10 protein-coding genes and 2 pseudogenes are annotated in these 14,352 nt (G+C 59.7%); 3 read left to right on the top strand and 9 right to left on the bottom strand.

Annotated features, from left to right (window positions below):
- Window positions 1–1,082: 1,082 nt before the first annotated feature.
- Window positions 1,083–1,287: pseudogene (gene larC, locus BW940_RS11795) on the bottom strand (nickel insertion protein); the annotation flags it as partial.
- A gap of 574 nt (window positions 1,288–1,861) precedes the next feature.
- On the opposite strand from larC, the gene BW940_RS11785 reads away from it, so the two are divergent.
- Both BW940_RS11785 and BW940_RS11780 read left to right on the top strand, forming a co-directional pair.
- Window positions 1,862–4,090: a CDC48 family AAA ATPase gene (locus tag BW940_RS11785; protein ID WP_076609417.1), complete on the top strand. Its 2,229-nt coding sequence runs from the start codon at window positions 1,862–1,864 to the stop codon at window positions 4,088–4,090.
- Between the two features lie 313 nt (window positions 4,091–4,403).
- A complete protein-coding gene (locus tag BW940_RS11780; protein ID WP_076609416.1) occupies window positions 4,404–4,694 on the top strand; it encodes a hypothetical protein in 291 nt (96 codons plus the stop codon).
- Between the two features lie 32 nt (window positions 4,695–4,726).
- Here BW940_RS11780 and BW940_RS11775 read toward each other — a convergent pair whose 3' ends face one another.
- Window positions 4,727–5,653 carry a DMT family transporter gene (locus BW940_RS11775; RefSeq protein WP_076609415.1) on the bottom strand — a complete coding sequence of 309 codons (927 nt, stop codon included), beginning with the start codon at window positions 5,651–5,653 and terminating at the stop codon, window positions 4,727–4,729.
- Window positions 5,654–5,777: 124 nt separating this feature from the next.
- Complete coding sequence (locus BW940_RS11770) at window positions 5,778–6,143, bottom strand: DUF7344 domain-containing protein (protein ID WP_076609414.1); 366 nt, start codon at window positions 6,141–6,143, stop codon at window positions 5,778–5,780.
- A gap of 272 nt (window positions 6,144–6,415) precedes the next feature.
- On the opposite strand from BW940_RS11770, the gene BW940_RS11765 reads away from it, so the two are divergent.
- On the top strand, window positions 6,416–7,639 hold the full coding sequence (locus BW940_RS11765; protein WP_076609413.1) for an RNA-guided endonuclease InsQ/TnpB family protein: 1,224 nt from the start codon (window positions 6,416–6,418) through the stop codon (window positions 7,637–7,639).
- Window positions 7,640–7,768: 129 nt separating this feature from the next.
- On the opposite strand, the gene BW940_RS11760 is transcribed toward BW940_RS11765, so the two are convergent.
- The 6 genes and pseudogenes from BW940_RS11760 to BW940_RS11735 form a co-directional block, all read right to left on the bottom strand.
- Window positions 7,769–9,094: an ABC transporter ATP-binding protein gene (locus BW940_RS11760; RefSeq protein ID WP_076609412.1), complete on the bottom strand. Its 1,326-nt coding sequence runs from the start codon at window positions 9,092–9,094 to the stop codon at window positions 7,769–7,771.
- Window positions 9,091–10,368 (bottom strand): ABC transporter ATP-binding protein, encoded by a 1,278-nt coding sequence (locus tag BW940_RS11755; RefSeq protein ID WP_076609411.1) that lies wholly within the window; start codon window positions 10,366–10,368, stop codon window positions 9,091–9,093. The genes BW940_RS11760 and BW940_RS11755 overlap by 4 nt, the downstream gene beginning before the upstream one ends.
- Entirely contained in the window at window positions 10,365–11,360 is a 996-nt protein-coding gene (locus BW940_RS11750) for an ABC transporter permease (protein WP_076609410.1), read from the bottom strand. Before BW940_RS11750 ends, BW940_RS11755 begins: the two co-directional genes overlap by 4 nt.
- Window positions 11,357–12,346, bottom strand: a complete 990-nt coding sequence (locus BW940_RS11745; RefSeq protein ID WP_076609409.1) for an ABC transporter permease — start codon at window positions 12,344–12,346, stop codon at window positions 11,357–11,359. The genes BW940_RS11750 and BW940_RS11745 overlap by 4 nt, the downstream gene beginning before the upstream one ends.
- An 81-nt stretch (window positions 12,347–12,427) precedes the next feature.
- On the bottom strand, window positions 12,428–14,029 hold the full coding sequence (locus BW940_RS11740; RefSeq protein WP_076609408.1) for an ABC transporter substrate-binding protein: 1,602 nt from the start codon (window positions 14,027–14,029) through the stop codon (window positions 12,428–12,430).
- Window positions 14,030–14,067: 38 nt separating this feature from the next.
- Window positions 14,068–14,352, bottom strand: a pseudogene (locus BW940_RS11735) (IS4 family transposase); the annotation flags it as partial.

Below are 14,352 nucleotides of genomic sequence, written 5' to 3'. Positions count from 1 at the left end.
TGTCTGCACCCGTACTCTCTCGACAGGGTCGTAAACACGAGGGGTGTCGCCTGCGGTGACGAACAACGAGCCGTCAGCGACGATGGGTAAGAGCCGGGTCGTTCGGGTTCGGCCACCCACTGACGAGATCCGCTACCTGCCGAGAACCCGCGTATTACCTCCATAGTCCAGTCTTGCTTGCATCCAGTGACGGGGACCGTCAGTGATCGCCGCAGACCGAATGCCAAGCGTCGACTCCTGCTACAGCTGCTCACCCGCCTCTAGGTCAACCGCCTGAAGGCCGGTATCGGCGACGGAGACGGTGAGGGGTGGTGGGCCGGACTCCGTTGTCAGCTATCCGTCAACAGGTGGTGGTACCGATATTGAACGTTACGGTCCCCGTCGATAACACGGCCCGAGTGTCACAATCTGCACTCTCAATTGCCTTTCACTCGTACGAACTTATCAGGTCGGGACGGAGCGGATTCCGAACGATCTTCGAAGGCGGTTTACAGAAGCGCAAGGCAGAGTGTCTCGGGGCTTGACCCCGAGGTAATTCACCCGCACTCGCCACTAATGACATCGTTGACCCAGTCGCGAGCGGTGCGAACACATGTGAGACCTGGCGATCCGTCGACGACCCAGAGGATGACGACGGCTGCACCAATCGTGAGTTCGGCCGAATGCACGCAGACCGAGGGGCCACAGAGCGGCCGAGAGCCGGAAACAGTGACTACAGCAAAAACGACATCCACTCGGGGCGCCCCACAGTTCCGGGATCACGTCCGTGAGGAAGTGAGTGATACATTCAAAATCCTTCGCCCGATCGATCGCGGCGGCATAGCCTTCGATCGACGAGGAACAGCAGAAGGGGCGCAAACGGCAACAAATGACTGAGAAATTGGCCCCAGGGAAGAATGCTGATCCATCATGCCAGGGTTTGTCAATCAGGTTCGGGAGTTAGGTGTCTAAGAGTAACCACGGAATCGACGAATCCGACGAAACCTTGTCGCGGTACGCTCGTCGCAGCAGCGAGAACGTCAGATACCCCACTGCAACGTGTTCGGGCGGAAGCATCGTCCGCCGAGTATCAATCGCAAGTAAACGTCACGCGCGCCCGAGTCAGCCAGCGTCTCCCGGAGCCAGCCGAGAATCTCCGGCATCGTATCGTCGAGGTGCGTCTCGAGGACGGCGATATCGTCTTTCACTAGTTCGTCCCGACCGCTCCTGTCGCTGACCAGCACCCGCAGGACCTTGGGGGTGTGGATCGAGATCGTAGCCGCCGGCGCTGTAGCCCGAAGCCTTGAGATACTCAGTCCGGACACCGCCGCCCCCAACTGCTCGTGGTCACGCAGCGGGCCTCGGTCGGTAGTGGATCACCGGCGTTGGTTGCCTCACTGTCTGCACGTTGTGTAGTTGCCACTGAACCGGGATATCCTCAATCGACTCGCCGTGGAGCCCGCCTTGACTCCGCCGAGCGATCCGGAGACCGCGAGCACGTCGTCCCTCGAACACCGACTCGAGGTCCACCCCCGACGCGCTCGCAGATCTCGAGACAGCTGCGGTGGGGCCATGGCCTTCGGCGTAGTCGTCGGAGACAACTCTGACATCGGTCACTTCGCTGAGGGTCAGATTACTGCTTGTGCCCACGCGGCCATCGAACGCGAGGTGCAGTATCGGTCACAACAAAACGCATCTGCTCGCCATGACCCTCTGACTGGAGACAGTGTCGATACCACCAAAACCAACCGATGCCGGTACATCTATGTACGCGCCAGTCATACTCAGATGTGATAGCACCTAGCACGGAGACGATCTGGGCTAGCAAAAAAACTATCCGCTCAGGAAGCGGAGTCATTGATATCGCCGTCCATCCCGAATCATGAATGAAGTTCAACTGGAGGTTGCGAAGGCATACCCGAACGACTCGGGTCGTGGTATCGCCCGGCTCGATCCGGACACGCTGTTGCATCTAAAGCTGAGTCCGGGCGACATCATCGAAATCGAAGGCGCGAACACCACTGCTGCGAAGGTGTGGCGCGCCGACCGGCAGGACTGGAACACGGATACGGTCCGTATCGACGGTTTCACCCGGCAAAACGCCGACGTGGGGATCGGTGAGCGGGTAACGATCCGCAAAGCCGAAGCCACGAAGGCGGACAAACTCACGCTCGCGCCGCCGGAAGAGGCGTCGGTTCAGTTCGGTTCCGACGCGGCTGGCATGGTCAAACGCCAGATCCTCAAACGACCGGTCGTCGGCCGCGACATCGTTCCCGTGATGAGTTCGACGAACCATCCGTTCATGCGCTCTCCCGGGCAGGCGATTCCGCTCATCGCCGTCGAAACCGAACCCGAAGGCGTCGTCCTCATCACCGAGGACACCGACGTCGAACTCCGCGAGGAGCCAATCAGCGGCTTCGAGAAGACCGGTGGCGGGATCACCTACGAGGACATCGGCGGCCTCCAGGGTGAGATCCAACGCGTGCGGGAGATGGTCGAACTCCCAATGAAACACCCGCAGATCTTCAAGAAGTTGGGGATCGAGCCGCCACAGGGTGTCTTGCTCCACGGCCCACCGGGCACCGGGAAGACGCTACTCGCCAAAGCCGTCGCCAACGAGACGTCCGCGAGTTTCTTCTCCATTGCAGGCCCGGAGATCATCTCGAAGTACTACGGCGAGTCTGAACAACAGCTCCGGGAGATCTTCGAGGACGCGAGCGAGGAGTCGCCGTCGATCATCTTCATTGACGAACTCGACTCAATCGCGCCCAAACGCGAAGACGTCACCGGCGAGGTCGAACGCCGTGTCGTCGCCCAGCTGCTGACGATGATGGACGGCCTCGAGTCCCGCGGCCAGGTCATCGTCATCGCGGCGACCAACCGCGTCGATTCGGTCGACCCGGCACTGCGCCGACCCGGTCGCTTCGATCGCGAAATCGAGATTGGCGTGCCAGACGAGGTGGGTCGCGAGGAAATCCTCCAGATCCACACCCGCGGGATGCCGCTCTCGGACGATGTCAACCTCAGCCACCTGGCTGATGAGACCCACGGCTTCGTCGGGGCGGACATCGAGTCGCTGACGAAAGAGGCCGCGATGAAGGCGCTGCGCCGATACCTACCGGAGATCGATCTCGACGAGGAGGATATCCCGCCGAGCCTGATCGACCGGATGATCGTCAAGCGCCAGGACTTCCGTGGCGCACTCAACGAGGTCGAACCCTCGGCGATGCGGGAGGTGCTCGTCGAACTGCCGAAGATCTCCTGGGACGACGTCGGCGGTCTCCACGACGCCAAAGAGCAGGTTCAAGAATCCGTCGAGTGGCCACTGAACAATCCCGAGCGGTTTAGCCGGCTGGGCGTCGATCCACCGTCCGGCGTCTTGCTGTACGGCCCGCCGGGCACCGGGAAGACGCTCATGGCGAAAGCCGTCGCCAACGAGACTAACGCGAACTTCATCTCGGTGCGTGGCCCACAGCTGCTCAGCAAGTGGGTCGGCGAATCGGAGAAAGCCATCCGACAGACCTTCCGCAAGGCGCGACAGGTCTCGCCGACGGTGATTTTCTTCGACGAACTCGATGCGCTCGCGCCGGGCCGGGGCAGCGAAACCGGATCGAACGTCTCCGAGCGGGTCGTCAACCAGCTTCTGACCGAACTCGACGGGTTAGAGGAGATGGAGAACGTGATGGTCATCGGCGCGACGAACCGGCCGGACATGATCGACCCCGCACTGCTGCGCTCGGGCCGATTCGACCGGCTCGTCATGATCGGCCAGCCCGACATCGACGGTCGTGAACGCATCCTCAACATTCACACGGAAGGAACGCCGCTAGCCGCCGACGTCACGCTCCGTGAGATCGCCGAGATTACGGACGGCTACGTCGGCAGCGACCTCGAGTCGATCGCCCGCGAGGCGGCAATCGAGGCGCTGCGAGAGAACCACGAGGCCGACATTGTCGAGATGCGTCACTTCCGACAGGCGATGGAGAACGTCCGGCCGACGATTACCGACGACATCCTCGAGTACTACGAGCAGATCGAAGAGGAGTTCAAAGGTGGTACGAGCGGGCCGGACCCGACGGGCCGTCGTGGCAGCCGAATCGGCTTCCAGTGAGCGTGGCGTCGCCGTAAACGGCGCAGCGCTCGAGTCCGAACGGAAACGGACAATCTCGATCGCGGTTTTGTGCCGTCGGTAGTGTGCGATCACACAGCGCACAACAGTGTACTTCGTGCTTAGCGGCAGTAACACCGTCTTACTGAACTAGCTGCTCGGGTGATACTCACTCTCAAAACGGCCGAGTCAGAGCGAGAAACGGCTACAGCGAGGACAAGCTGGTCTTACGTGGAGTGAATCTCGCATAATCCAGTGGAACGTTCGCGCCGATATATCCGCCAGAGCTGAGAACTAGGCGTACCCGATCAGTTCGATGTCGAATTCCCCGTCAGATCAGGACCGAAAGACGACAGCGCCTCGAGAGTCGGCAACTGGACAGGACAGTGCCGACGGAACGCTCGAGAAGGTCGTGCCATCGCTTGCCGGACCGATCCGTACCACCGGCTTCTGGGGTGCAATCGTCTTGCCGATCCTCTATCTCCCGGTGTTTATTACTGGCCTGTCGACGTCCTTCGGAGCCAGCCTCTTTCTTGGGTTGGTCGTTTTGCATCTCCTCGCACTGTACGTTGGGCATGCACACCGTCGCCGGGAGTCGGACCAGTAGCGAGTGCGGTTTGCGACTGATCCGGACGCTTCTCACTCACGTGGACTGTGTCGGCTGATCTGTCCAACGGCGTTGCGTAACGCCTGTCGCTTGACAAGGACGAAGCCAACGGCGATGAGTCCGAAGCCGACGACGGTCGTCGCGTCGATGACCTCGCCCAGATAGAGCCAGCCGACCAGCGCGGCGAAGATCGGTGCGACGTAGGAGACCATGTTGATCTCGACGGCACCAAGACGCTCGAGCAAGTCGAAATACAGCAGGAAGCCGAGCGCGCTCGCGATAATGGCGAGGTAGCCGAGTGCGCCAACTGCTTCGGGGTGGGTCCACGTCGATGGCTCGAGTGGCTCGCCAAGTGTGAGACTGACGCCGTGCATCAGGAGTGCACCGCCGAGCATCGACCACGCTTCCATCGTCTCGATCGGCAACGCGGTGTCGAAACGACGAGTGAGGACGCTGCCGAGGGCGAACGCGGCGGCCGCACAGAACACCAGCAGCGTTGCGACGACATCTGTTGTCAGTAGATTCGAGGGATCCGGCTGGGCGATCACGCCAACACCGACCAGCCCGACGAGTAAGCCGGCGGTGCCAAGCGGCGACAGCGCGTCGGTTGGGACGAGGAGCCGAGCGAACCCGGTCGTCAGGACCGGCGAGAGACTCACAACGATCGCGGCTGCAGCTGCAGTCGTGTTTTGCTGGCCGACAAACAAGAAGACGTGATAGGCCGCGATCAACAGGGTCGCCCCGACGACGACCAGCCCCCACTCGTCTCGACCTCGTGGGTACCAGTCATCGACGGCGTAGGCTGCGTAGGCAAGCATGAGTACGCCCGCAATGTCGTATCGCAAGGCCGCGAACAACACGGGTGGGAAGTACTCGAGGCCCGCACTGATCGCGACGAACGCCGTTCCCCAGATTCCTGCGAGGACCAGAAAGAGCCCGAGGTTTCGATATCGACTCACATCGAACGTCTCGCCAGTTGATGCCTACATTTTTCGGTTCGAAATTACACACGGCGGGCGGCGGTACAGCGACGTTCGGACACCCTGTTGGAGACACCGATAGGATGAGCGGTTCCCAGACCGTTCACAGCGATGAGTGCTGGCGGATCTGTGGATCGTCCTCGGTCTGTTTGAACTGTTTTAACAGTGGCCTGATGTCGTCAAACCCGTCGGCAAGCACGATATCCCCGCTTCGCAGATCGTACTCGATAATCCCGTAATCCGCGAGCCGAGGCAGATGGTTGTGGACCAGCGAGACGTAGATCCGCTGTCTGGTTTCCGTATCGATCAGTGCGGGACGGCTGTCGAGTTTCAACGCGGCAATCTGGCTGACGACGTCCTCGAGGTTCGCATCTCGGTGTTCCGCCAGTTCGTAGAGCAGGTATCGGCGTTCTGACTCCGCGAGGAGGGAACACGCTGCTTCCATCCGGGTGGCGGTTGCGTCGTTCATACCCGCCCAACGAACCCAGTGATATTACACCTACTGCCAACACAGATTGGGTCTTCGATCTGAACGGCCGATCAATTGCGGTCGAAATTCCGCACACAACGTCCGACACGGGGGAGTTACCACCGATTCATCGAAAAGTCGAGGCGGATACCCCGAGGCTTGACCTCGGGGAGGAAGCCGACACTACCCTTCTCAAACCACGCTCGATAGCAAGGCCGACTCCCCACACTCATATATGTAGTTTTAAGTATTTCTACCCATACTAATGATGTATGGAGGTTGTTCGGAACATCCAAGTCAAACTCGACGTTTCCGACGAGGGCGGAGAAGTCCTCGATGAGACGTTCGAGCAGTTCCGACAAGCGGCGCAACATGTCGCAGACCACGGATGGGACGACAACCCCTACAACATTACGGACACCAAGAACACGCTCCACGACGAGACGTATTCCGATGTCCGTGACAAACTCGACCTGCAATCCAGCCTTGTTCAAAGTGCCCGGAACCTCGCGGCAGACGCGCTCTCAAACTGCAAAGACCGCAAGTTCGACGGTGAGAAAGCCAGCAAGCCCGAGTTCCGAGGAAGCGTCGTCGTCTACAACGGTCGAACCATCACGTACAACGACGACCATGTTTCCCTCGCAACCACAGACAAGCGCGTGACCGCTGAATACGTCACGCCTGTCAACGAGGAGGGAACACCGTTCGAGGACTATTGGACTGACGAGTGGAAGAAAGCCGAAGCAACGCTCCACAAACGCGATGGCGCGTACTACCTCCACGTCGCCGTGAAGAAAGAGGTTGAACCTGATTCTAGCGATGAAGAATCCGAGAACGGAGTGGTTCTCGGTGTTGACCTTAACGTGGATGGATATGTGGCCGTCACCAGTACAGGAGCGTTCCTTGGTAACGCAGATTATCTCAATCACCGCCGCGACGAATACGAACGTCGGCGCGGCAACCTGCAACAGACAGGCACTCGCTCCGCTCATCTTACTATCAAGAGCATCGGGTCACGGTTCGCTCGGTGGAGTGTCGACTACCTCCACCGAATCTCGAAAGCAATCGTTCGTGAGGCCGTAGAGAACGGGTGTACGGCTATCGCGTTCGAGAATTTGGAACGCATCCGTAAGCGTATCTCGAACGCCAGCAAGTTCCAGCAATGGGCGTTCCGCGAACTGCAACGCCACGTCGATTACAAAGCCGAAGAACACGGTATCGGCGTGGATGACGTGAATCCTGCATACACGAGTCAACGGTGTAGCCACAGCGAGTGTGGGTTCACACACGAGGACAATCGCGACGGTGATGAGTTCGAGTGTCTGAAGTGCGGAAAGGAGTTGCATAGCGATTATAACGCCGCTCGAAATACCGGGTGGCGTCTAGTCCAGCACTGGCTCAAGTCCGGTGCTGGACGAGCCACGAGTCAACTGGCTCTGAAGTCAGGGACGCTGAACGCGAACGGTCGATTCCGACCTACTGCTCTACGCAGTTAGAACGGGAGTCCACTGACAAGCCTCGGGGCTTGACCCCGAGGCAGTTGACGACTGCAAGATCTGGAAGTGTTCTCACCGGTTTATCATCGACGAGTTTAGGGTGGGTGTAGCCCGGTTGGATTGACCGATTCAGGTCCAAGAGTCCGGCTCACTGGGTCGCTCGCTGGCGACACCATGGAGGTGGCAGGCGACTGAATGGGCACCGTCACCGAGGGACGGGTTGTCCCGTTCGCAGACGCTCTCGTAGGCCGTCCGCAATCGCTCAGCAGCCGCCTCCCAGTTTTCGTCGGCTAGCTCCGCGAGTGCCTCTTCGACGATCGCGTCGTGACGGGGTGGGAGCTCGGTCTCGAGCAACCGGGCTTTGAGCGCCGCGACGAAGGCGGGAACGTCTGCGTCCGGAACGCCACCGTTGTCGGTCTCGAACTGGCCCTCATCGCCGACGGAGGCGAGGGAGAGATCACGGTTTTCGACCCGTTCACGCAGGTGCATCAGTTCACGGTAGGTCTCTTGCTCGATGTCCATGTCCTCAGGTGGGATCACCATCGGACACCGGGTTCGGAACCGACAGCCACTGGGTGGGTCTCGCGGCGACGGCACGTCACCGGTAAGCGTCTCCCGGTCGCGTTTGCGTTCATCGGTCGACGCGCGCGGAACGCTCTCGAGCAAGGCCTTCGTGTAGGGATGTTTCGGCTCGGTAAACAGCTCGTCGACTGGCCTGACCTCGACGATTTCGCCGAGATACATCACGGCGACGCGATCACAGACGTGACGCACCACCGAGAGGTCGTGACTGATCAACAAGTAGGTGAGGTCGAACTCGTCTTGGAGATCGTCGAGTAGGTTCAGAACCTGGGCTTGCACCGAGACGTCCAGTGCCGAGGTCGGCTCGTCTAAGACCATAAACTCCGGCTCGAGCGCCAGTGCTCGTGCGATGCCGATCCGCTGGCGCTGCCCGCCGGAGAACTCGTGGGGGTAGCGATCGAGTTGATCGGCGGAGAGTCCGACGCGTTCCAGAAGGTCCGCTACTCGTTCGTCCCGTTCGGTTTCGGAACCGATGTCGTGCACGTCGAGCGGTTGTCTGACGGTTTCACCGATCGTCATTCGAGGGTCAAGACTCGAGAACGGGTCCTGAAATACGACCTGTGCATCGTGTCGAAACGCGGTGAGTTCGTCGCCGCTCAGTTCGTAGACGTTCTGCCCGTCAAACTCGACACGGCCATCGGTCGGCTCCTGCAGGCGGAGCAGCGTTTCGCCCATCGTTGATTTGCCACAGCCGGATTCGCCCACGAGTCCGAGGGTTTCCCCCTGATGTATATCCAGACTCACGCCGTCGACGGCACGGACCGGAACCGGGTCGTTCCCGAATAGGCGATCGAGGATCGAGTCGTTCTCCCAGAAGTATTTCTGGAGGCCGTCGATGCGAACGAGTGGCTGGGTTGTGCTCTCGAGACTCATTGGCGATCACCTCCAGCGCTGTCGATCGGCGATTCCGCTCGCTGTGGCGGGCCATCGGGTTCGTCACCGTCGCGGTCGGCGCGTTTGTCCGTGGTGTCCTGAGCCGGATCCGCGAAGTAATCGTCAGGAACCGCCCGTGACTCGTCGTACTCCGTCTCGGCGAGGACACATTGGACCTTGTGAACCTCGCTTCCCGATGCGTCGAACTCCTGTGGATGCTCGAGACAGTCTTCCATCGCTTTCGGACACCGGTCGGCGAAGTAACATCGGTCTTCCATCTCGTGGTCGAGGAGACTCGGGACGTTGCCGTGGATCGGCTGGAGTCGCTCGGCGACGCCGTCGAGGTTGGGAACCGAGCCGAGCAGTCCGTCCGTATAGGGGTGGACGTGGTTGTCGAAAACATCCTCGAGGGTGCCGTGCTCGACGATCTCGCCGGCATACATCACACCGACGCGGTCACACATTCGTGCGATAACACCGAGGTTGTGCGTAATCAACAGCACGGTCATCTCGGTCTCCGCTTGCAGCTCGTCGAGCAAGTCGAGGATCTGTGCCTGAATCGTGACGTCGAGTGCCGTCGTCGGCTCGTCGGCGACTAACACGTCGGGTTCGCCCGCAAGTGCCTGTGCGATCATCGCCCGCTGGAGCATCCCGCCCGAATACTCGTGTGGGTACTGGTCGGCACGTTCGACCGGGTCGGGAATGCCGACCAGCTCGAGCAGTTCGATGGCTCGTTCGCGACTCTCATCCGAGACGTACCGCTGTGAGGAGAGAACTGTCGAGAGCAGATAGTTCTTGAACGAGTACTCGTTCGTCCGAGCGCTGGTCGACCGTGGCTGTGCACTGGCTCGCCGTTGGACCTCGACGGCTTCGGCAAGTTGCTCCCCGACCGTCAGCGTCGGGTTGAAGCTGCTTTCCGGGTCCTGGAAGATCATACTGAACGACGTCCCTCGAAGCGACTGTCTGACTCGCTCGGGAACCGCGAGCAGGTCGACGAACTCGCCGTCGACGGCGTCCGGATAGTCGTCAGCGACTGCCGCGGCGAAGTCGGCGTTCCGGTACTCGATCGTGCCGCTGGTGATCTCACCGGGCGACTCGATCAGATCCATGATCGACCGTGCAGTGACGCTTTTGCCGCTGCCACTCTCGCCGACAATCCCGAAGATCTCGCCGCGTTCGATCCGAAGATCGAGACTCGAGACCGCATTCACCTGTCCTTCCTGCGTGAAAAACCGTGTCGAGAGGTTCGTTACTCGAAGTATGTCTTCTGTCATCGTCCTTCTCCCTCAATGTTCGGATCCAGTGCATCGCGGAGCCAGTCACCGAGCAGGTTGACGCTGATCACTGTCAGCACGATCCCGATCCCTGGAACCATCGAGACCCACGATCTGGAACGGAGAATTCCCTGGCCGCGTTCGATCTCGTACCCCCACGAGAGCGTCGTTCCGGAGAAGCCGAGATACGCAAGCGAGGCCTCGAGCAGGATGATCGCTGCGACCTGAATCGTCGCGAGGACGATTATCGGTGTGAGGCTGTTCGGAAGCACGTGTTTGCGAAGGATCGTCCGGTCTTTCGTCCCGAAGCTCTTTGCTGCTTTGACGTACTCTTCGTTGCGGATCGCCAACGCCTCGCCGCGGGCGACACGCGCAAACCAGACCCAGGTAACGAGTGCAACGACGATGATGACGGTTCCTGGGACCGGCACCGATTCGGGCATTCCATCGGCGAGACCAGCGATTACGAGCGGATCAGGGACGTGGATTGATGACTGTCCAAACACCCCCAAGAGGGCCAGTGCGAGGACGAGCGCTGGGAACGCAAGCATCGTATCTGCGATGCGCATCAGTCCGTCGTCGACTCGGCCACCGTAGTAGCCGGCGATGAGTCCGATCGGCACGCCGATTAGCAGTGCGATCCCCGTCCCGAGGAACCCAACGAGAAGCGATATCCGCGCGCCGTAGAGGAACCGCGAATAGACGTCCTGGCCGACGTTGTTCGTCCCGAGGATGTGTTCGCTGGTCGGTTCGACCGGTACCTCGACGATCTCGCCGTCCTGTACGATTTCCGCCGTGTACTCGTGTCCGAGCGGCGGATACGGTGCACCCTGCTCGTCGTAGTGTCCCGTCCGTGTCGGATCGTGAGTGGCTAACACCGGCGCAAACAGCGCCATGAAAACGATCGAGACCAGCAGTACCAACCCGAGTTTCGGGAGCAGACTTTCGGCGAACGTCTGTTTGAGATTCGATTTAACTCTCTCTGAGATCATCCTTCTCGCACCTGTGGATTGAGGTAGTTGTAGAGCGCGTCGACGACGATGTTGATCGTCACGAACGCGATGGCGATGAACACGATGATTCCCTGCATCAGCGGCCAGTCTCGTGCGCCGAGTGCGTCGACGAGGCGGAGGCCGAGTCCCGGCCAGTTGAACACCGTTTCTGTAATGACTGCGCCACCCAGCAGGGTCCCCAACTGCAATCCAAGCACCGTGATAATTGGGATCATCGTATTCCGCAGCACGTGTTTATACCGCACGAGCACCGCGGGTAATCCCTTCGCCCGACTCGCCATCACGTACTCTTTGCCGAGTTCGTCAACCATGCCACTCCGGGTAAGACGAGTGATAAGGGCCGTAAAGTACGTCCCCAGTGTCAGTGCTGGCAGCGTAATGTACTGCAACCAGACCAGCAGATCGTAGACCGACCCGTACTGCACGAGCGTCATCATCGCCTGTCCAAATCCGACCGGTCGCCGTCCGGTCGGAAAGAGACCAGCCCAGACGCCAAGCACCAAGATCAGCATGAGTCCAAGCCAGAAGTTGGGCGTCGAAATGCCGAGCAACGAGAACAGCGTTGCTCCGTAGTCTGCGGGCTCGTTCCGGCGTGTCGCCGAGATGACGCCCAGTGGAATCGCGATGACGATCGCGACAATCGTCGCGGCCACGGCGAGTTCTATCGTGGCCGGAACGCGTTCGATCACCATCGCTTCTACTTCTCTGTTAGAGCGCCAGGAGTACCCGAAATCCCCGACGACCATTCCCTGGAGGTACTCGAAGTACTGGATGTAGATCGGCTCGTTTAGTCCCTCCTGTTCGCGGACGCGTTCGATGAGTTCCTGTGTCGCTCCTTCTCCAAGCATCAACGTCGCTGGATCGCCAGGCGAAACGGCCCGGAGACCGAACATAACCGTGATGACACCCCAGATAACGAATATGCCCTGGAGTATCCGCCGTACGAGGAATTTCCCCATCGTCATATGAACGTTTTATGTGTAGTCATTGAATCGTATCGAATAAATCGAGAACGCTATACTATTGCGGTTGCTGGCAGCGTGTGTCTACTCCATGTCCCAGATGAAGACGCTCTCGTCCTCACGTGGCTCCCACTCGATCTGCTCTCGGACACCGTAGATACTCTCCTGAGTGTGCAAGAACAGGAACGGGGCCTTCTCGTGGGCCAGCCGGTTGACTTCCTCGAGTTGCTGGCGTCGCTCGTCCGGATCTTCGATCTGTTGGCTCTCCAGAATCGCGTCGCTGAGCTCTTCGTCGTCGAACGTTCGCGCCTCGTTGTCGGGGATGGTAAAGAAGCCCTGCACACCGTAATCAGTGTCACCGGTGATGGTTCCCCAGCCGATCAGGTAGAACGGAATCTCGATCACGTCAGGGTCGACGCCGGCTGAATTCGCGTCGGAGACAGTACCGAACTCGACGATGTTCGCCTCACAGCTGACGTTCTCGAGTTGGTCGATCTGATCAGCGACCGTCTCACCGACTTCGGCATCGTTGAGATAGCGGCCCTGTGGTACGGTGAGTTCGATCTCGACGCCGCCGTACCCACTCTCTTCGACGAGGCTCTCGGCCATGCTGACGTCCTGTTCGTAGGGTTCGATCTCGTCGTTGAAGCCGTTGATTCCGGGCGCGATAGGCTGACCTCTCGCTTCACCGTACCCGCTAAGCACTGAGCTGGCGATTCCTTCGTTGTCGACAGCGTAGTTCATCGCCTGCCGGAACTCCTGGCTGTCGAACGGTTCGACGGTGTTTTTCATCGGACAGAAGATATTCCGGAAACTCGTTACCCGTCTGATCTCGATGTCGTCGGCGTTCCGGACGGTCGAGACGTCCTCCGGCAGGATGTTGATCGTGAGATCCGTCGCGTCCGTTCGAAGCGAGTTTACCCGACCGTTGGATTCGCCGTCGGCGTTGAAGATTACCGTCTCGAACGGTGGCTCGTCGCCCCAGTAGTCGTCAAATCGCTCGAGGACGATTTCCTCGCCCGACGTGAAGTCGACGACCTCGTACGGTCCTGTCCCGTTGAAATCTTCTGGATCAGCACCGGAAATGGCCTCGTTTTCGGCGTCGTGGTTATCGATCGCCCACTGCATATCGAGTGCGCGAGCGTAGTTCCCGAACTCGAACTCGGCGAGTCCTGGTGCTGCACCGTACTCGACGGAAACGGTCGTCTCATCGAGTGCTTCTGCACCTTCGATCGAGCCGAGACCGAACGAGCCGATGTCGCTGATGACGCCCATCTCTGGATCGACCGTCCGATTGATCGTCCAGGCGACGTCTTCTGCGGTCAGGTCGTCGCCGTTGTGGAACACCACGTCGTCCCGCAGATAGAGTTCGGTCGCGCCCTCGCCTTCCTGAATCTCCCAATCATCGACGACACGTGGGAAGATTCCTTCTCCGGGTTCGAAATCGAACAGCGGTTCGTAGATGTGGTCGTAGACGTCGAAGAAATCCCCGGTGATGTGGTCGAGCGGATCGATCGTGTCCGGGAACTGCGACAGCGTAATCGTCAGTTCGTCGATCTCTCCGTCGTCGTCAGCGGATGGGTCGTCGAGACATCCCGCCATACTTGCTAAACCCGCCGTCCCTGCGGCCCCCGTAAGCTTCAGCAGGGCACGTCGATCGAGTTTTTGATTGTCAGCAATCTTCATACTCTACCGAATAAACGAACGCCCTCATTGGTCTTTAGTTAGGCCTCAGCTGCCGGTTTGATGGCGGTAGCGAGTTGTTCCTGGAGAACCGGCCGTTGTTTGTGGATCTTCTTCGCGTCGGCGATCAGCCGATCAAGCAGTGGCGGTGGAGAATACCCAAGATAGCCACTCAACCGGTAGAGAATGAGCTGGGCGTGCGACCGGAAGGTCGCCGCCCAGCGTTCCGATGGAAACACGAGGTCATCATCTGCGTGTTCGATGACCAGACTGAGCAACTCACGGCTCACGACCAAGGACAACAGCGCCGCGTACAGCAGAATCTC

It is taken from the genome of Natronorubrum thiooxidans (assembly GCF_900156475.1).
GTDB classification, from domain to species: Archaea; Halobacteriota; Halobacteria; order Halobacteriales; family Natrialbaceae; genus Natronorubrum; species Natronorubrum thiooxidans.
Note: the sequence above shows the minus strand (reverse complement) of the source record. Positions and strands in the feature narration are given on the sequence as shown.